17 protein-coding genes are annotated in these 17,592 nt (G+C 60.2%); 13 read left to right on the top strand and 4 right to left on the bottom strand.

Features of this window, described 5'->3' with window-relative positions; genetic code table 11:
- Window positions 1–207 precede the first annotated feature (207 nt).
- The 4 genes from AC1RGE_RS28410 to AC1RGE_RS28395 are packed head-to-tail and all read left to right on the top strand — an operon-like array spanning window position 208 to window position 3,769.
- Window positions 208–1,083 (top strand): heme/hemin ABC transporter substrate-binding protein, encoded by an 876-nt coding sequence (locus AC1RGE_RS28410; protein WP_401335902.1) that lies wholly within the window; start codon window positions 208–210, stop codon window positions 1,081–1,083.
- Complete coding sequence (locus tag AC1RGE_RS28405; protein WP_011063499.1) at window positions 1,080–2,117, top strand: FecCD family ABC transporter permease; 1,038 nt, start codon at window positions 1,080–1,082, stop codon at window positions 2,115–2,117. Before AC1RGE_RS28410 ends, AC1RGE_RS28405 begins: the two co-directional genes overlap by 4 nt.
- Window positions 2,117–2,884, top strand: coding sequence for a heme ABC transporter ATP-binding protein (locus tag AC1RGE_RS28400; RefSeq protein WP_346624802.1), 768 nt, complete (start codon window positions 2,117–2,119; stop codon window positions 2,882–2,884). Before AC1RGE_RS28405 ends, AC1RGE_RS28400 begins: the two co-directional genes overlap by 1 nt.
- 21 nt (window positions 2,885–2,905) lie before the next feature.
- Window positions 2,906–3,769 carry a ChaN family lipoprotein gene (locus tag AC1RGE_RS28395; protein WP_236204209.1) on the top strand — a complete coding sequence of 288 codons (864 nt, stop codon included), beginning with the start codon at window positions 2,906–2,908 and terminating at the stop codon, window positions 3,767–3,769.
- A gap of 233 nt (window positions 3,770–4,002) precedes the next feature.
- Here the strand turns inward: AC1RGE_RS28395 and AC1RGE_RS28390 are convergent, their stop codons facing one another.
- The 4 genes from AC1RGE_RS28390 to AC1RGE_RS28375 form a co-directional block, all read right to left on the bottom strand.
- Window positions 4,003–4,803 carry a Crp/Fnr family transcriptional regulator gene (locus AC1RGE_RS28390; RefSeq protein ID WP_011063496.1) on the bottom strand — a complete coding sequence of 267 codons (801 nt, stop codon included), beginning with the start codon at window positions 4,801–4,803 and terminating at the stop codon, window positions 4,003–4,005.
- A gap of 13 nt (window positions 4,804–4,816) precedes the next feature.
- Window positions 4,817–5,089: a TfoX/Sxy family protein gene (locus AC1RGE_RS28385; protein WP_011063495.1), complete on the bottom strand. Its 273-nt coding sequence runs from the start codon at window positions 5,087–5,089 to the stop codon at window positions 4,817–4,819.
- Between the two features lie 227 nt (window positions 5,090–5,316).
- Window positions 5,317–5,661: a pentapeptide repeat-containing protein gene (locus AC1RGE_RS28380; RefSeq protein WP_011063494.1), complete on the bottom strand. Its 345-nt coding sequence runs from the start codon at window positions 5,659–5,661 to the stop codon at window positions 5,317–5,319.
- 93 nt (window positions 5,662–5,754) lie between these two features.
- Complete coding sequence (locus tag AC1RGE_RS28375) at window positions 5,755–7,311, bottom strand: bifunctional aminoglycoside phosphotransferase/ATP-binding protein (RefSeq protein WP_492585434.1); 1,557 nt, start codon at window positions 7,309–7,311, stop codon at window positions 5,755–5,757.
- Window positions 7,312–7,426: 115 nt separating this feature from the next.
- Here AC1RGE_RS28375 and mrcB point away from each other — a divergent pair, with 115 nt between their 5' ends.
- The 9 genes from mrcB (at window position 7,427) to msrQ (ending at window position 17,413) form a co-directional block, all read left to right on the top strand.
- Window positions 7,427–9,751: a penicillin-binding protein 1B gene (gene mrcB, locus AC1RGE_RS28370; protein ID WP_492585432.1), complete on the top strand. Its 2,325-nt coding sequence runs from the start codon at window positions 7,427–7,429 to the stop codon at window positions 9,749–9,751.
- Between the two features lie 16 nt (window positions 9,752–9,767).
- Window positions 9,768–10,514 (top strand): tetratricopeptide repeat protein, encoded by a 747-nt coding sequence (locus AC1RGE_RS28365; protein WP_011063491.1) that lies wholly within the window; start codon window positions 9,768–9,770, stop codon window positions 10,512–10,514.
- On the top strand, window positions 10,514–10,849 hold the full coding sequence (locus AC1RGE_RS28360; protein WP_011063490.1) for a YqcC family protein: 336 nt from the start codon (window positions 10,514–10,516) through the stop codon (window positions 10,847–10,849). The genes AC1RGE_RS28365 and AC1RGE_RS28360 overlap by 1 nt, the downstream gene beginning before the upstream one ends.
- Window positions 10,850–11,431: 582 nt before the next feature.
- Window positions 11,432–13,156: an acetolactate synthase 3 large subunit gene (locus AC1RGE_RS28355; protein WP_053160192.1), complete on the top strand. Its 1,725-nt coding sequence runs from the start codon at window positions 11,432–11,434 to the stop codon at window positions 13,154–13,156.
- 2 nt (window positions 13,157–13,158) lie between these two features.
- Complete coding sequence (gene ilvN / locus AC1RGE_RS28350; RefSeq protein WP_011063488.1) at window positions 13,159–13,650, top strand: acetolactate synthase small subunit; 492 nt, start codon at window positions 13,159–13,161, stop codon at window positions 13,648–13,650.
- 45 nt (window positions 13,651–13,695) lie between these two features.
- Window positions 13,696–14,712 carry a ketol-acid reductoisomerase gene (ilvC, locus tag AC1RGE_RS28345; protein WP_007959661.1) on the top strand — a complete coding sequence of 339 codons (1,017 nt, stop codon included), beginning with the start codon at window positions 13,696–13,698 and terminating at the stop codon, window positions 14,710–14,712.
- 146 nt (window positions 14,713–14,858) lie between these two features.
- On the top strand, window positions 14,859–15,716 hold the full coding sequence (gene pssA, locus AC1RGE_RS28340) for a CDP-diacylglycerol--serine O-phosphatidyltransferase (RefSeq protein WP_492585430.1): 858 nt from the start codon (window positions 14,859–14,861) through the stop codon (window positions 15,714–15,716).
- A 63-nt stretch (window positions 15,717–15,779) separates the two neighbouring features.
- On the top strand, window positions 15,780–16,793 hold the full coding sequence (gene msrP / locus AC1RGE_RS28335; RefSeq protein WP_220223289.1) for a protein-methionine-sulfoxide reductase catalytic subunit MsrP: 1,014 nt from the start codon (window positions 15,780–15,782) through the stop codon (window positions 16,791–16,793).
- Window positions 16,793–17,413, top strand: a complete 621-nt coding sequence (gene msrQ / locus AC1RGE_RS28330; RefSeq protein ID WP_492585428.1) for a protein-methionine-sulfoxide reductase heme-binding subunit MsrQ — start codon at window positions 16,793–16,795, stop codon at window positions 17,411–17,413. The genes msrP and msrQ overlap by 1 nt, the downstream gene beginning before the upstream one ends.
- Window positions 17,414–17,592 lie beyond the last annotated feature (179 nt).

The following is a 17,592-nucleotide window of genomic DNA, read 5'->3' as shown; positions in this document are numbered from 1 at the left end:
GGTCCGAAGGCTCTGCGTCCAGGCTGTCACAGTTTCTTTCCGGCTGCAGGATGAAACATGTCGGCGCTTGACGGCTAAATGAAAACAATTATCAAATGGCCGCCCCGCCCGTTACGGGGCGCTTGTTCCTTTCGATGCCCGGCCTGTCCGGCATGTCACATGGACAGCAGCTGCGCGGGCCCCCACTTTAATGAAGGAAATGTTCTTATGCGCCTGAGTGCCTGCGCCATTGCGTTCTGTGCCGGATTGCTGGTGAGCCAGTGGGCCACCGCTGATGAGTTGCCGCAGCGTTGGGTCAGTGCCGGTGGGGCCTTGTCCGAGTGGATAACGGCTCTGGGGGCCGAGTCCAAGCTGGTGGGCGTCGATACCACCAGCCAGCACCCGGAGTCGCTCAAGGCGCTGCCGAGCATCGGCTATCAGCGTCAGTTGTCGGCCGAAGGCATTCTCAGCCTGCGGCCGCAGATTCTGGTGGGTACCGAGGAGATGGGGCCGCCGCCAGTGCTTTCGCAGATCCGCAGTGCCGGGGTCAAGGTCGAACTGTTTTCCGCCCAGGCCGACTTGCCGACCTTGCAAGCTACCCTGCAGCACCTGGGGCTATTACTGGGCCGAGAAGAGCAGGCCGGGCAACTGTTCCAGGGCTATCAACAACAACTTGGGCAGCAGCAGGCCTGGGTCGCCCAGGCTCAAGCGCAACACGCGGCGCCCGGGGTGCTGTTGTTGCTCGGGCATGCCGGCGGCAAACCCCTGATCGCCGGCAAGGACACCTCCGCGAATTGGCTATTGCAACAGGCCGGTGGGCGCAACCTGGCGACTCATACCGGCTATAAGCCATTCTCGGTCGAATCCCTGGCGGGGTTGAATCCGGATGTGCTGGTGTTCTCCGATCGCAGCCTGACCGGCGATGCCGCTCGTGCCGCACTGTTCAAGGAGAACCCGGTGCTGGCATCCACACCGGCGGCCAAGGCCGGGCGGGTGGTGGAACTGGACCCGACCTTGCTGGTGGGAGGCCTGGGCCCTCGCTTGCCTGATAGCCTGAAACGCCTCTCCAGCGCCTTTTATCCCCAGGCCAAGCCGGCCCAATGAGTCGTCTGGTCAAGCCTCGAACACTGTTTATCGGGCTGGGTGTCCTGTGCCTTGTGGCGATCTGGCTGTCCCTGGCCCTGGGCCCTGTCAGCCTGCCCTTGTTTGATACCTTGCGTGCCGCCTTGCGCCTGCTTGGATTGCCGATCGACGGGCAGGGGCTGGAGCAGGCGGAACTGATCCTGGGACAGATTCGCTTGCCCCGGACTCTGCTCGGTCTTGCGGTGGGCGGAGTTCTGGCGCTGTCCGGGGTCGCCATGCAGGGGCTGTTTCGCAACCCCCTGGCAGACCCGGGGCTGGTGGGGGTTTCCAGTGGTGCAGCATTGGGTGCGGCCATCGCCATTGTTGGCGGCTCGATGTTCGGCGGCCTGCCAGAGGCTGTCGGCCCTTATTTGCTCTCCCTGTGTGCCTTCCTTGGCGGCCTGGGGGTGACGGCGCTGGTGTATCGCCTGGGGCGGCGCAACGGGCAGACCCATGTGGCAACCATGCTGCTGGCGGGGATTGCCCTGACGGCGCTGGCCAGTTCGGCGGTGGGGTTGTTCACCTATCTGGCGGACGACGCCACGTTGCGCACTCTGACTTTCTGGAACCTGGGCAGCCTGAATGGTGCCAGTTACCAGCGCTTGTGGCCCTTGCTGCTGGTGACCGCCGCGGTTGCGCTGTGGCTGCCGCGCCGAGCCAAGGCGTTGAATGCACTGCTGTTGGGCGAGTCCGAGGCCAAGCACCTTGGCATCGATGTCGAAGGTCTCAAGCGCGAGCTGGTGTTCTGCACCGCGCTGGGTGTGGGCGCTGCCGTGGCGGCGGCGGGAATGATCGGTTTTGTCGGCCTGGTGGTGCCGCATCTGGTGCGCCTGTTGTCCGGTCCGGATCACCGGACCTTGCTCCCGGCCTCGATCCTGGCCGGAGCCAGCCTGCTGCTGTTGGCTGACCTGGTGGCGCGCCTGGCGCTGGCGCCTGCCGAGTTGCCCATCGGTATCGTCACGGCCTTTATCGGTGCGCCATTCTTTCTGTACCTGTTGTTGCGAGGGCGTGCCTGATGCTGCGAGTCGAGAACCTGCAGGTGCGGCGCGGCGGCAAAGACGTCCTGGCTGGCATCGACCTGCAGTTGCTGCCGGGCGAGGTGCTGGGAGTCCTCGGCCCTAATGGTGCAGGTAAAAGCAGCCTCTTGGGGGGCTTGAGTGGTGAACTGGCGGCTCATCAGGGGCAGGTGCTGCTGGATGATCAGGAACTGGCTCATTGGTCGGGCGCCGAGCGTGCGCAGCGCCTGGCAGTGCTGCCCCAGGCTTCGAGCCTGGATTTCGCCTTTCGTGTGGAGGAGGTGGTGGCGCTGGGGCGTTTGCCCCATCAGACCGGGCGCGTGCGTGACGAGGAAATCGTCAACGCTGCTTTGAATGCTGCCGATGTGGCGCACCTGTCGGGGCGCAGCTATCTCGCGCTGTCCGGCGGCGAGCGCCAGCGGGTGCATCTGGCGCGGGTCCTGGCGCAACTGTGGCCGGGCCAGCCAGGGCACAACCTGCTGCTGGATGAGCCGACTTCTGCACTCGACCCCTTGCACCAGCACGTCACCTTGCAGGCCATTCGAGCCTTCGCCGACCGCGGCGCGGCGGTGCTGGTCATCCTGCATGACCTGAATCTGGCTGCGCGTTATTGTGACCGGGTCTTGTTGCTTGAAGGCGGCCGCCCGCATTCATTGGGAACACCGACCGCGGTACTGCGGCCTGAGCCCCTGAAGGCGGTGTTCGGCCTGGAAGTTCTGGTGCAGGAGCATCCCGAACGCGGGCACCCGTTGATCATCGCCCGCTGAGGCGAAGCCCGGAGAGACCTGATGCGCGTATTGCCATTGTTGCTGGCCATGCTGCTGGCCGCCTGTCACAGCATGCCGGGGATCCTGCCGCCGCCGGTGGCTTCGGCGCCCGGCAGTATCATTGAGCTGCGCAGTGCCCAGGCGCTGACTCCTGTCGAACTGGTAGGGCGCCTGGCACGGGCCCCTCGAGTGATCATTGGCGAGCAGCATGACAATCCCGATCATCATGCCCTGCAACTCTGGCTCTTGCGCTCCATGGCCCGGGAGCGGCCACAGGGCAGCCTGTTGCTGGAAATGCTCAACCCGGATCAGCAGCCAGAAGTCGATGGGGTAAAACGCTCCATTGATGGGGGGCGTTTGCCTGATGACCTACCCGGCAGGTTGGCCTGGCAATCAGGCTGGGATTGGAGCCTCTACGGCCCGTTGGTGGGTTTTGCCCTGCGTCAGCCCTATCCCTTGCTCGCTGCCAATCTGGATCGTCAGGAGGTGCGTGCCATTTATGCACGGGCGCCCGTCCTGACCGGCACACGGAGCAACGCACCGTCGGTGATCGAGGCATTGGCCGGGCAAATCCGCGAATCGCACTGTGGCTTGCTGCCGGAGAGCCAGGTGCCGGCAATGCGGGCGGTGCAGCAGCAACGGGACCGACGCATGGCTGAACAGCTGCTGGCGGCTCCGGCTCCGGCCCTGTTGCTGGCCGGGGCGTTTCACGGTCGCAAGGATCTTGGCGTGCCCCTGCATCTTGCCGATCTGGACCGAGGCCAGGAGGTGGTGGTGTTGATTCTGGCGGAGCAGGGGCATCAGGTTGCCGCGGCATCGGCCGACTACGTCTGGTATACGCCGCCCCAGCCCGCCAAGGACTATTGCGCGCAACTGAGGCCCTGATCGGAGGGCTTTTCTGCGGGCAAAAAAAGACCCGGCAAGAGCCGGGTCAAATAACCGTGATTAGCCTGATGAGGAGATAATCTGAGAGTCCGAACCACTGGTCTTCCAGGTTATCGACTGATCTCGCGACCAGTTGTGATAATCATAACGATTCTCATTTCGAAGTCAACAAGGCTTTTCAGATTTCTGCATATTTTGCCAAACGTCCGTTTGGATCTGCCTGGAATCCGGGGTCAGTTCGGGTTGTTCAAGGTCATGAGCCGGGTCACTTCCTTGTTCAACAGGTCGATGCGGCGCGCCATGCTTTCGATCAGGCTGTGGGCAATGCGCGGATTGCTCTGGGTCAGGCTGAGAAACTGGTCCTTGGGAATCAGCATGATTGTGCTGGGTTCGCTGGCGATCACGCTGGCGCTGCGTTTTTCTCCGGTGAACACTGCCATGGCGCCGAAAATCTCGTCCTTGGGGACGTCGCCGACCTTGTGCCCGTCGACGAAGGCCTGTGCATGGCCTTCGAGTATTACAAACACATGATCTGCCTCATCCCCCTGGGTAATCAGCCTTTCGCCCGCCTCCACGCGCTTGAAGCCGTTGCTGCTGCGCAACTCTGGCGGCTTGAGACGGGCAATGGCATCGGACAGCAGGGCGGTCTGGCCGATCAGGTACTGTACGAGCAGTTCCGAGCGTTGTACGTCGGCCTGGATGTGCCGAAACACTTCAGTCCTCAGATAGGGAATCAGTTGCAGCGGCGTATCGCAGTGCAGTTGCCACTGCGGGAGTTCGATGCCGCGCCGCAGCCCCACCAGGTCGCCTTCATGCAGGTAGAACAGTGGCCGCTCTTCGACACTGGCCTGGATCACGCCACTTGCCAGCAGGAACAACTGGTCGCCGGGCAATACGCTGGACAGCTCAGCGATGGGGCCAAGCTCCAACGTCGGGCCGCTGGGCGCAAGCCCGTCCAGCAATTGCGGCGGAATGCTCTGCAGTCTGTTGATCAAGGCGTCGGCGTAAGCCGGCTGCTCCCCCATTAGATACATTTGGCTCTGCCAGTCAGTTTTTGTGACGAGAGGAAATGGCGTCCAGTTGCTTGTTCAACGCCTCTTTGCGTTCAGCGGGAAGGTCGTTCCAGTGCATGTCCATCAGGGCGCCCTCGATGGCATAGAGCAAGACTTTCGACGCACGAAAACCACGGGTCCGCACGGCCCGGTAGGCGTCCACCGCACCCAGGCGGCGCAAGTCGGAAGCGCTATGGATGCCCACTGCATGCAGCCATTGTGCCGATGTCTTGCCAAGGTTCTTCAGGTGTTGCAGTTCATCATTCATTAAGCCTCCTGGCGATGGCCGAATGGTGAGTGGGCAGCCTCAGAGGAGTGTAGCGCTCAGTAGAAAACGCGCTGTTCTTTGGTCGGGTTTGGCGCAAATGCTTCTAAGGGCGCAGCGGTGAAGCTCGAAGGGAGGGGGGGCAGGTCATGCGAAGGGCAGGGTGCAGGCGAGAAAACGGACCAGGTCCGGCGCTGAACAGAACGCCGGACAAAGACGGGCGGCGGGGGTCAGCGAGTGCGGTAACGCAGGCGGGTGCCGAAATTGACCGACATGAGAATCTCGTCGGCACTCAGTTCCACCGGAAAGTAGGCGCCGGAAATCTGTGCATGGGCGAGGCTGGCGCCTTCCATGGACGAGTTTCTCAAGTCCAGCCCCCGCAGATCCGCGGAGCGAAAGTAGGCGTCAGTGAAATCGATGCCTTGTGCGTTCAGTTCCCGCAAGTCGAGGCCGCGGAAATCCCCGCCGCGCATGTCGATGGGTTGATCTTTCGGGCGTTCGCGGTTGAAGCCGACGATGTCGTCTTTATGCAGCAGGGCGTAAAGCGGAGTGTCGAGAAGTTTCGGTTGGCTCATGGCGACGTCACCAGTGTTGGATTTATGACGCCAGTATAGTGCCACTATTTTTCAGCCGTGAAGTCTTTGCCACTTCACGGCTGAAATGACCGTTTACAGGCCTGGGAGGCGTTGGCGAATGTTGGCAACCAGGGCGTCCAGGCTGCCGCTTTCGTTGGTTTCTATGCGCTTGCTGCGCAGCAGCTCTTCGTCGGTCAGCGCTTCGCGAGTGGCTTGCTGGTTGGCAATCACTTCCAGAGTGGCGTCGGATGGATCGTTCTGATCGGCCTGGCGCTGGGCCAGCCAGCTGGCAACCACTGCCTCAGGAGCGTTGCAGTCGATGATCAGGCAGGGCGTACCAGTGGCCTCGGCCACTTTGGCCGCGGCATCGCGCTGGGCACGTTTGAGGTAGGTCGCGTCGATCACTACCGGGAAGCCGGCACGCAGGATGGTTTCGGCGATTTCATGCAGGCGCGCGTAGGTGGCGCTGCTGGCTTCGCTGCTATAGATGCCAGCGTGTGGGTCGTTGGGCACCTGTTGCTCGCCGAACAGGCGCTTGCGCTCTACGTCGGAGCGCAGGCGAACGGCCCCCAGTGCCTCTACCAGGCGCATGGCCACGCGGCTCTTGCCGACCGCCGAAATGCCTGAGGTGATGGCCAGGAAACGCGATGGAATGGTGCTGTAGCTCTCCGCCAGATTGGCGTAGTTGCGGTACTGGCGCAGGGTGGTAGCGCGCTGCACCGGCGCGGCATCGGCAGGCATGCTGAACAGGCTGACCTTGGCGCGTACCAGTGCACGGTAGGCCTTGTAGAAATTGAGCAGCTCCAGGCCCTGGTAGTCGCCGGTCAGCTCCAGGTACTGGCTGATGAAGCGTCGCGCCAGGCTCTTCAGACCGCGGTCTTCCAGGTCCATGGCAAGGAAGCCGGTATCGGCGTAGACGTCGGTGAAACGAAACGGTTCGTTGAATTCGATGCAGTCGAAAATCACCACCTTGCCGTCGATCAGGGTGGCGTTGCCCAGGTGGATATCGCCATGGCATTCACGGATGAAACCTTCGCTCTTGCGTTGGGCCAGCAGAGGCTTGAGGCGTTCGAAGCTGGTTTCGGCCCAGGCTTCCAGGGCTTCAAGTTGTTGCAGGTCGGCCTTGTCGCTGAGGAACGGGCGGATTTGCTCGAAGTTCTGACGCACCGGAGCCATCACGCTCTCAGGGGTGCCGGCTTCATGCTCAGCTGGAACCTTGGGCGCGTTGAGGTGGAAGTGGGCGATCTGCCTGGCCATCTCATCGATGTGCGCAGTGGTCAGCTCGCTGTTGGCCTGCAAGGTGCTGAGCAACTGGCTTTGCGGGAACTGACGCATTTTCAGTACGTATTCGATAGCCGGACCATCGCCGCCCAGTACCGGGGCTTCGGCGCTACCGGTGATCGGCAGGACTTCCAGGTACAGGTCCTCGGTCAGGCGCTGGTTCAGGCGCAACTCTTCGCCGCAGAAGTGTTCGCGGGCGTCCAGGCTGGTGAAGTCGAGGAAGCCGAAATTGACCGGCTTCTTCACTTTATAGGCAAAGGGGCCGGTGAGCAGAACCCAGGAGATGTGGGTTTCGATGACCTGAAACCCTTCTACGGGATGAGGAAACAAGGCGGGGTTTTGCAGGGCAGCGATCAGTGACTGGCTCACAGGCGATCCTTCAGAGTCGGGAAAATCGAGGGCGTCATTATGGCCGCTGAACGCACTAAGGCAAACCTCGGGTGGCGCATGTTGACGATGAATAAAGTGCGTATAATCCGCCGCCATGACTCGTACCCGATCCCCTCGTTCTGCTAAAAAAACGCCGTCTGGTGGCCTGCGCCCCTGGCTGGGCTGGGCCCTCAAGCTTAGTCTGGTCGGTTTGGTGGTGCTCGCCGGCTTTGCGGTTTACCTCGATGCCGTGGTCCAGGAAAAATTCTCCGGCAAGCGCTGGACCATTCCGGCCAAGGTCTACGCCCGCCCGCTTGAGCTGTTCGTCGGACAAAAGCTCAGCAAGGACGATTTCCTTACGGAACTCGACGCTCTGGGCTATCGCCGTGAAAGTGTCGCCAACGGCCCGGGCGCAGCCTCGGTCAATGGCAATACCGTGGACCTGAACACCCGCGGCTTCCAGTTCTATGAAGGGCTGGAGCAGGCTCAGCCGGTGCGCGTGCGCTTCTCCGGCGATTACGTGGCGGAACTGTCCGGCAGCAAGGGGGCCAAGCTCGCGGTGGTGCGCCTGGAGCCATTGCTGATCGGCGGCCTGTACCCGAAGAACCTCGAAGACCGGATCCTGATCAAGATCGATCAGGTTCCGCCGTATCTGCTGGAAACTCTGGTGGCGGTGGAAGACCGCGACTTCTATTCACACCACGGGGTGTCGCCCAAGTCGATTGCCCGTGCGATCTGGGTCAACACCTCGTCCGGCCAGATGCGCCAGGGCGGCAGTACCCTGACCCAGCAGTTGGTGAAAAACTTCTTCCTGACCAACGAGCGCAGCCTGTCGCGCAAGCTCAATGAAGCGATGATGGCGTTGTTGCTGGAGCTGCATTACGACAAGCGCGAGATTCTCGAGGCCTACCTCAACGAGGTCTTCGTCGGCCAGGACGGTCAGCGTGCGGTGCACGGTTTCGGTCTGGCCAGCCAGTTCTTCTTCAGCCAGCCCCTGTCCGAACTCAAGTTGCACCAGGTGGCGCTGTTGGTCGGGATGGTCAAAGGGCCTTCCTATTACAACCCGCGGCGCTACCCGGAACGTGCCCTGGAGCGGCGTAACCTGGTGCTCGATCTGCTGGCACAGCAGGGCGTGGCTACCCCGGAACAGGTGGAGGCGGCGAAGAAGATGCCGCTGGGCGTAACCAAGCGCGGCAGCCTGGCGGACAGTTCCTTTCCCGGTTTCCTCGACCTGGTCAAGCGTCAGTTGCGCGAAGACTACCGTGATGAAGACTTGACTGAAGAAGGCCTGCGGATCTTCACCAGTTTCGATCCGATCCTGCAGATGAAGGCCGAAGCCTCGGTCAACGACACCTTCAAGCGCCTGGCCGGGCGCAAGGGCTCGGAAGACGTCGAGGCGGCGATGGTGGTGACCAACCCGGAAACGGGCGAGGTCCAGGCCATGATCGGCAGTCGTCAAGCCAGCTTTGCCGGTTTCAACCGGGCCTTGGATGCGGTGCGCCCGGTGGGCTCGTTGATCAAGCCGGCGGTCTACCTGACCGCCCTGGAAAAGCCCAGCCAGTACACCCTGACCAGTTGGCTGTCGGATGAGGCGTTCTCGGTAAAAGGCGGAGACGGGCAGGTGTGGAAGCCGCAGAACTATGACCGGCGCTCCCACGGTACGGTGTTCCTGTACCAGGGCCTGGCTCACTCCTACAACCTGTCTACCGCACGGCTCGGCCTGGAAGTGGGTGTGCCCAATGTCCTGAAGACCCTTGGGCGCCTGGGGGTGACCCGCGAGTTCCCGGCCTTCCCATCGATGCTGCTGGGGGCAGGGGGCATGAGCCCGATGGAAGTGGCGACCATGTACCAGACGCTGGCCAATGGCGGCTTCAATACGCCGATGCGCGGGATTCGCAGCGTGTTGACAGCGGAAGGCGAGCCGCTCAAGCGCTATCCGTTCCAGATTCAGCAGCGCTTTGATGCCGGCTCGATCTATCTGATTCAAAGCGCAATGCAGCGGGTGATGCGCGAAGGCACCGGCAGCTCGGTGTACAACGTGTTACCCAAGACTCTAGCGTTGGCGGGCAAGACCGGTACCAGTAACGATTCCCGTGACAGCTGGTTCGCCGGTTTCAGCCAGGACCTGCTAGCCGTGGTCTGGCTGGGCCGCGACGATAACGGCAAGACGCCGTTTACCGGTGCTACCGGCGCCTTGCAGGTGTGGACCAGTTTCATGCGCAAGGCCGACCCGCTGCCGCTGGATATGCCGCAGCCGGACAACGTGGTTCAGGCCTGGGTCGATTCGCGTACCGGGCAGGGCTCCGATGCCAACTGTCCGGGGGCTGTGCAGATGCCGTATATTCGCGGCAGCGAACCGCCTCCCGGTGCTTCCTGTGGGGGAGAAAACCCGGCAGGCGGCGATTCGGTGATGGATTGGGTCAAGGGCTGGATGAACTAAGCGATGAGGGTTTGACGTGAACAAGTGGTGGATTCCAGCTATTACAGCTCTGGCGTTGCTCAACGGTTGCGCCAGTGTGCAGCGCGGCTCTATTCCCGTCGTGGATTCCGGCACTGCCGTGTCCAACAGCGAGCGGATTTCCGCCTCCGGAGGCTTTCGCCAGACGACCATCAAGCGCCCGGCGCAGGCTCAGGCACAGGCGATTCCGGAAGATTCCGGCGTAGTGGTAATGGTTCCGGGCGGCGGCGCTACGGCCTCGGCGCCGATCAGCAGTTCGCCCATTACTCCGGGGCCGGTCACTTCAGGGCCTATTACCCCGGGGCCGGTGGACGGCTCCGGTTATCAGTCGGCACCGATCAGTCAGGGCACTTACAACATGCCCTCTACGCCCAGTGGCATCCCTTCGGCCCGGGCCGGTGGTCTGTCGGCCGATGAGCAACTGGATGGCCCGGTGCTGGCGTTGCTGACCACTGCGCAACAGCAGCAGTCCAGTGGTGACTTGAACGGTGCTTCCTCCAGCCTCGAGCGAGCGCAGCGTGTTGCGCCACGCGAGCCGCAGGTGCTGTATCGCCTGGCTCAGGTACGCATGGCCCAGGGGGATGCGCCCCAGGCCGAGCAGTTCGCTCGCCGTGGCCTGAGCTTTGCCAACGGCCGCCCTGATCTCCAGGCAAGCCTGTGGGAGCTGATTGCCCAGGCGCGTGAGAAACAGGGTGATGCCGCAGGTGCAGCGCAGGCGCGCCAGAAAGCTCGGGTTTCGCTGTGATGGATGGGCGCTTTCCCAGGATCGCCGAGCAGTTGCTGCTGATCGAGCGTGAGTTGCGTGTGCAGGGCCTGTGGGACGACGCTGTGCCCAGCGCCGAGGCACTGGCCAGCACTCAGCCCTTTGCCGTGGATACTCTGGAGTTCGAGCAATGGCTGCAGTGGATCTTTCTGCCCCGCATGAAGATGATTCTGGAGCAGGATTTGCCGCTGCCCAATGCGTCAGGTATTCAGGAAATGGCCGAGATGGTGTTCTCCACTCGCCCGATGCAGGGGCGCGACCAGCAGTTGCGAGTTCTGCTCAAAGAGTTTGATCAGCTCATCGTTGCTACTCGCTGAAACACGACTGCCAGGTATGCCTGGCAGTCGCCTCCCTCCATGCTGCCCACTTCAGTCTCGCTCTCTCGAGGTGACAACTTCGGAGGGTTCATGTCTGTCCGTGCATTGCTGTTGTTGCAGTGCATGACGCTCCTCTCGGCTCTCTGGCAATGGGGTTTCGCCCAAAGTCCGGGTTCGCATTTCTGAGTTGCTTGCCGAAGATTGCGCAATTGAAGCGCAGACAGCAGCCGTTTTTGGGTTTTTTCTTGCGTTCTCATGCGCTTAGTTCGAATTAACCACATAGACGACTTGACTTGAAGAGGACGAAACAGAAGAATCCAAAGTCCGCTGTAGAGGGACTGCCAGAAGCAGACCCACTCAGCAGATCATGAGGCGCACATCCGCGCCGAAGTGCTACACCCGCAACGCGTTACCTCGCGCTGGGTGGGAAAACCCCGCAACACTTTGGGGCGCTCCCAATACTTGCTCAGTCAGTGCTGACGTAGTCGGCGACCACCGTCGCTCATGCTCTGCTGAGAAGTAAACCTATTAAGACCCGCTCCCTTTTGAGGGCGGTATTCTGGCGTTTTAGAGGTGAACAACGTGGAGCTTTTATCTGGCGGTGAGATGCTCGTCCGCTTTTTGCGTGACGAAGGCGTCAAATATATCTACGGGTACCCGGGTGGTGCTCTCCTTCATGTTTACGATGCCCTGTTCAAAGAACCGGACGTGACCCACATCCTGGTTCGTCACGAACAAGCGGCGACCCATATGGCTGACGGCTATGCCCGTGCCACCGGTAAAGCCGGCGTGGTACTGGTGACCTCCGGCCCGGGCGCGACCAATGCCATTACCGGTATTGCCACCGCCTATATGGACTCGATTCCCATGGTGATCATTTCCGGCCAGGTGCCCAGCACCATGGTGGGCACCGACGCGTTCCAGGAAACCGACATGATCGGTATCTCCCGGCCGATCGTGAAGCACAGCTTCATGATCAAGCACGCTTCGGAAATCCCGGAAGTCATGAAGAAAGCCTTCTACCTGGCGCAATCCGGTCGTCCTGGTCCGGTGGTGGTCGATATCCCCAAGGACATGACCAACCCGGCTGAAAAGTTCGAATACGTTTTCCCCAAGAAAGCCAAGCTGCGCTCCTACAGCCCAGCTGTTCGCGGTCACTCCGGGCAAATCCGCAAGGCGGCAGAAATGCTCCTGGCGGCCAAGCGCCCTGTGCTTTATGCAGGCGGCGGCGTGATTCTCGGCGGCGGTTCCGCACCGCTGACCGAACTGGCCAAGATGCTCAATCTGCCAGTGACCAATACCTTGATGGGCCTGGGCGCCTATCCGGGCACCGACCGGCAGTTCGTGGGCATGCTCGGCATGCACGGCAGCTACACCGCCAACCTGACCATGCACCATGCCGACGTAATCCTGGCCGTGGGCGCGCGCTTCGATGACCGGGTGATCAACGGTGCGCCGAAGTTCTGCCCGAATGCCAAGATCATCCATGTCGATATCGACCCAGCTTCCATCTCCAAGACCATCAAGGCCGATGTGCCTATCGTCGGTCCAGTGGAGAGCGTCCTGACTGAAATGGTCGCGGCACTCAAGGAAATCGGCGATACCCCGAACAAGGAGACGGTCGCCAGTTGGTGGAAGCAGATCGAAGAGTGGCGCGGTGATCGCGGCCTGTTCCCTTACGACAAGGGCGACGGCAGCATCATCAAGCCACAGACCGTGATCGAAACCCTGTGCGAAGTCACCAAGGGCGATGCCTATGTGACCTCCGACGTGGGGCAGCACCAGATGTTCGCGGCGCAGTACTACCGGTTCAACAAGCCCAACCGCTGGATCAACTCCGGTGGCCTGGGCACCATGGGCTTCGGTTTTCCGGCGGCCATGGGCGTGAAATTGAGCTTTCCGGATAATGATGTCGCCTGCGTCACCGGTGAAGGCAGTATCCAGATGAACATCCAGGAGCTGTCGACCTGTCTGCAGTACGATCTGCCGGTCAAGATCATCAATCTGAACAATGGTGTGCTGGGGATGGTGCGCCAGTGGCAGGACATGAGCTACGGCAGCCGTCATTCGCACTCCTACATGGAATCGCTGCCTGACTTCGTCAAGCTGGTCGAAGCCTATGGTCACGTGGGCATGCGTATCACGGATCTGAAGGATCTGAAGCCGAAGATGGAAGAAGCGTTCGCCATGAAGGATCGCCTGGTGTTCCTCGATATCCAGGTCGACACCAGCGAGCACGTCTATCCGATGCAGATCAAAGACGGCTCCATGCGCGATATGTGGCTGAGCAAGACGGAGCGTACTTAATCATGCGGCACATTATTTCCTTGCTTCTGGAAAACGAACCGGGTGCTCTGTCTCGTGTTGTAGGTCTGTTCTCGCAACGCAACTACAACATCGAAAGCCTGACGGTGGCGCCGACTGAAGACCCGACACTGTCGCGTCTGACCCTGACCACCGTTGGCCATGACGAGATCATCGAGCAGATCACCAAGAACCTGAACAAGCTGGTTGAGGTGGTGAAGCTGGTAGACCTGTCGGAAAGCGCGCACATCGAGCGTGAACTGATGCTGGTCAAGATCAAGGCCACTGGCGCCCAGCGCGCCGAGGTCAAGCGCACTACCGATATTTACCGTGGGCAGATCGTTGATGTCAGCGCCAGCGTGTATACCGTTCAACTGACCGGTACCAGCGACAAGCTCGACAGCTTCATTCAATCGATCGGCACCGCATCGATTCTGGAAACCGTACGCAGTGGTGTCACCGGGATTGCCCGTGGCGACAAAGTACTGAGCATCTAACTCAAATTAGCGAATGGCCGGAACGGCCTGATATAGGGGAAATTCATGAAAGTTTTCTACGATAAAGACTGCGACCTGTCGATCATCCAGGGTAAGAAAGTTGCCATCATCGGCTACGGTTCCCAGGGCCACGCTCAAGCATGCAACCTGAAGGATTCCGGCGTAGACGTGACTGTCGGCCTGCGTAAAGGCTCGGCTACCGTTGCCAAGGCTGAAGCCCACGGCCTGAAAGTGACCGACGTTGCTGCTGCCGTTGCCGGTGCCGACCTGGTCATGATCCTGACCCCGGACGAGTTCCAGTCCCAGCTGTACAAGAACGAAATCGAGCCGAACATCAAGAAGGGCGCCACTCTGGCCTTCTCCCACGGCTTCGCGATCCACTACAACCAGGTTGTGCCTCGTGCCGACCTCGACGTGATCATGATCGCGCCGAAGGCTCCAGGCCACACCGTACGTTCCGAGTTCGTCAAGGGCGGTGGTATTCCTGACCTGATCGCGATCTACCAGGACGCTTCCGGCAACGCCAAGAACGTTGCCCTGTCCTACGCCGCAGGCGTGGGCGGCGGCCGTACCGGCATCATCGAAACCACCTTCAAGGACGAGACTGAAACCGACCTGTTCGGTGAGCAGGCTGTTCTGTGTGGCGGTACCGTCGAGCTGGTCAAAGCCGGTTTCGAAACCCTGGTTGAAGCTGGCTACGCTCCAGAAATGGCCTACTTCGAGTGCCTGCACGAACTGAAGCTGATCGTTGACCTCATGTACGAAGGCGGTATCGCCAACATGAACTACTCGATCTCCAACAACGCTGAATACGGCGAGTACGTGACTGGTCCAGAAGTCATCAACGCCGAATCCCGTCAGGCCATGCGCAATGCTCTGAAGCGCATCCAGGACGGCGAATACGCGAAGATGTTCATCAGCGAAGGCGCTACCGGCTACCCATCGATGACCGCCAAGCGTCGTAACAACGCTGCTCACGGTATCGAAATCATCGGCGAGCAACTGCGCTCGATGATGCCTTGGATCGGTGCCAACAAAATCGTCGACAAAGCCAAGAACTAAGTTCGAGTCTTGTCAGGGAAAACGCGGCCTAGGCCGCGTTTTTTCGTTTGCATGGATAGGTTCTGGTATAAAGCTGGATCCTTTGTGGCCGAATCGCGGCCCTGGGTATCTGTCGAAACTTTTCACACCGTTGCAAGGTAATGTCCATGAGCGAACGTCCCGAAGAGCCAAACCAGGCCTCTGACGCCGAAAGCCTGCTACCGATCGATGAGCATGTCGAAGAAGGGCATGACGCTGAAGGCCGTAAAGTCCGGCATCGTGGTATCTATCTTCTGCCGAATCTGTTCACCACTGCGAACCTGTTCGCGGGGTTCTATTCCATCATTAGCTCCATGAGCGCCCAGAGTGCAATGAGCGCCGGAGATGCGGCCGGGGCGAGCAAGTACTTTGCCTTTGCCGCGATCGCCATTTTCGTGGCCATGGTGCTTGATGGCCTGGATGGGCGTGTTGCCCGCATGACCAACACACAGAGTGCTTTTGGCGCTGAATACGACTCGCTGTCCGATATGGTTGCATTCGGCGTAGCGCCGGCGTTGTTGGCCTTTGGCTGGGCCCTGGGTGACATGGGCAAGGTCGGCTGGATGGTCGCCTTCATCTATGTGGCAGGCGCGGCCTTGCGTCTGGCGCGTTTCAATACTCAAGTCGGTACTGCCGACAAGCGTTATTTCATCGGCCTTGCCAGCCCGGCAGCGGCGGGTGTGGTGGCTGGTATCGTCTGGGCATTCAGCGACTACGGGATCCAGGGGTCGAAGATGTCGTTCCTGGTGGCGTTGATGGTGGCCGCCGCAGGCATGCTGATGGTCAGTAACATCAAGTACAACAGCTTCAAGGACCTGGACCTGAAAGGGCGCGTACCTTTTGTGGCGATCCTGGCGGTGGTGCTGGTGTTTGCGGTGGTGTTCAGCGATCCGCCGCGCATTCTGCTTTTGGTGTTCCTCGCCTATGCGGCGTCGGGCCCTGTCCAGTACCTGTTGCACCTGCGTCGTCGCAAAAGCGTCGAGTGATGTAATTTCCCCCATACTCCGCAGTCTATTGGTACATCTGTCCTCCAATACTGCGGAGTTGCCATGTTATTCAAATTCCCCAAGTCGTCCGACTGCAATGAGTCTGAGGTTACGCCCGAATCTCTTTACCTCTCTCGACGCAGCCTGCTGAGTGGTGCGGTTGCGGGCATGGCGTTTGCCAGCTTGCCGCGATGGGCAGCAGCACAGGACGCGTCGCGTTATGCCGATGTTGAGCCGGGCCAGGCTCCCGGGTGGTTCTCCGACAAGCTGTCTACCACTCGGTGGCAAGCAGTAACCGTCAGGGATGAGGCGATCACGCCTTTCAAGGACGCGACTCACTACAACAACTTCTACGAATTCGGCACTGACAAGGGGGACCCGGCGGCCAACGCGGGCGCGCTCAAGACTCAGCCTTGGAGTGTGGTCGTGGATGGTGAGGTGGCTAAGCCAGGCCGCTACGCCCTGGAAGATTTCATGAAGCCCTACTCGCTGGAGGAGCGTATTTATCGACTGCGTTGCGTAGAGGCCTGGTCGATGGTGATTCCCTGGATAGGTTTTCCAATCTCTGCCTTGCTCAAGCAGGTGGAGCCCACCAGCAACGCCAAGTTCATTCGCTTTGAAACGTTGCAGGATCCCAAGAGTATGCCGGGCCAGCGCTCCGGCTTTGCCTTGATCGACTGGCCCTATGTCGAGGGATTGCGTCTTGATGAGGCAATGAATCCATTGGCGATTCTTGCAGTGGGGATGTACGGGCGTGAACTGCCTAACCAGAATGGTGCGCCGCTGCGCCTTGTAGTGCCTTGGAAATATGGCTTCAAAAGTGTGAAGTCGATTGTGCGCATCAGCCTGGTCAGCGAGCAGCCCAAGACTACCTGGCAGAGCATTGCGGCCAACGAATATGGTTTTTACGCGAATGTGAATCCGACGGTTGATCATCCACGCTGGACCCAGGCTCGGGAACGACGTCTACCCAGCAGTCTGTTCAGTCCCAATGTGCGGGAAACCCAGATGTTCAACGGTTACTCGGATGAAGTCGCTTCTTTATATAGCGGCATGGATCTGCGGAAGAACTACTGATGCGTTATTCGTTCTGGCGTATCGGTGTCTTTATCGCTGCGGTTATCTGGCCGCTGTATTGGCTGTATGAAGCCTGGGCTTCGGTCCTGGGGCCGGACCCGGGCAAGGTACTGGTTGATCGCCTAGGGTTGGGCACGCTGGTGCTGTTGCTGATCACCTTGGGCATGACTCCTTTGCAAAAACTCACGGGGTGGTCGGGCTGGATCGCTGTGCGCCGACAGTTGGGGTTGTGGTGCTTCGCTTATGCAGTGCTGCACCTGAGTGCTTATGGGGTATTCATCTTGGGGTTGGACTGGTCGCAGCTGGGAGTTGAGTTGCGCAAGCGCCCCTATATCTTTGTCGGAAGCCTGGGGTTCCTCTTTCTGTTGTTATTGGCTGTGACGTCCAATCGTTATAGCCAGCGTCGCTTGGGGGCGCGTTGGAAGAAGCTGCATCGCCTGGTTTATCTCATCCTGGGGCTGGGGCTACTGCATATGCTATGGATTGTCCGGGCGGACCTGAAGGAGTGGTCGGTCTACGCTTCTATAGGGGGGCTATTGTTGCTGCTGCGTGTTCCTCCTGTAATGCGCCGGATTCCGCGCCTAATCGCTAAAAAAGCATCTTCTGCAACAAAATCGTAATTAACCCTTGACGGCAGATTCTACAGGTCTATAATTCGCCCCACTTCCGGCGCAGTCGAAACGGAAAACTCCTTGAGATTCAACGAGTTACGCAGTTTTCGGCAGCGGTTACGCTTCAGTTCATCGAAGCCAGAAGCAGTTGGTAAGGCAGTCGGTTTTCGCCTTATTAACGATTCGAT

Source organism: Pseudomonas sp. GW823-FHT02C05, assembly GCF_058797595.1.
This window is presented reverse-complemented; position numbering and strand designations above follow the sequence as displayed.

Bases quoted from the DNA above. Each gene is read 5' to 3' on its own strand.
- AC1RGE_RS28410 (WP_401335902.1), top strand. From the start codon at position 208: ATGCGCCTGAGTGCCTGCGCCATTGCGTTCTGTGCCGGATTGCTGGTG.
- AC1RGE_RS28405 (WP_011063499.1), top strand. From the start codon at position 1,080: ATGAGTCGTCTGGTCAAGCCTCGAACACTGTTTATCGGGCTGGGTGTC.
- AC1RGE_RS28400 (WP_346624802.1), top strand. From the start codon at position 2,117: ATGCTGCGAGTCGAGAACCTGCAGGTGCGGCGCGGCGGCAAAGACGTC.
- AC1RGE_RS28395 (WP_236204209.1), top strand. From the start codon at position 2,906: ATGCGCGTATTGCCATTGTTGCTGGCCATGCTGCTGGCCGCCTGTCAC.
- AC1RGE_RS28390 (WP_011063496.1), bottom strand. From the start codon at position 4,803: ATGTATCTAATGGGGGAGCAGCCGGCTTACGCCGACGCCTTGATCAAC.
- AC1RGE_RS28385 (WP_011063495.1), bottom strand. From the start codon at position 5,089: ATGAATGATGAACTGCAACACCTGAAGAACCTTGGCAAGACATCGGCA.
- AC1RGE_RS28380 (WP_011063494.1), bottom strand. From the start codon at position 5,661: ATGAGCCAACCGAAACTTCTCGACACTCCGCTTTACGCCCTGCTGCAT.
- mrcB (WP_492585432.1), top strand. From the start codon at position 7,427: ATGACTCGTACCCGATCCCCTCGTTCTGCTAAAAAAACGCCGTCTGGT.
- AC1RGE_RS28360 (WP_011063490.1), top strand. From the start codon at position 10,514: ATGGATGGGCGCTTTCCCAGGATCGCCGAGCAGTTGCTGCTGATCGAG.
- ilvN (WP_011063488.1), top strand. From the start codon at position 13,159: ATGCGGCACATTATTTCCTTGCTTCTGGAAAACGAACCGGGTGCTCTG.
- ilvC (WP_007959661.1), top strand. From the start codon at position 13,696: ATGAAAGTTTTCTACGATAAAGACTGCGACCTGTCGATCATCCAGGGT.
- pssA (WP_492585430.1), top strand. From the start codon at position 14,859: ATGAGCGAACGTCCCGAAGAGCCAAACCAGGCCTCTGACGCCGAAAGC.
- msrP (WP_220223289.1), top strand. From the start codon at position 15,780: ATGTTATTCAAATTCCCCAAGTCGTCCGACTGCAATGAGTCTGAGGTT.
- msrQ (WP_492585428.1), top strand. From the start codon at position 16,793: ATGCGTTATTCGTTCTGGCGTATCGGTGTCTTTATCGCTGCGGTTATC.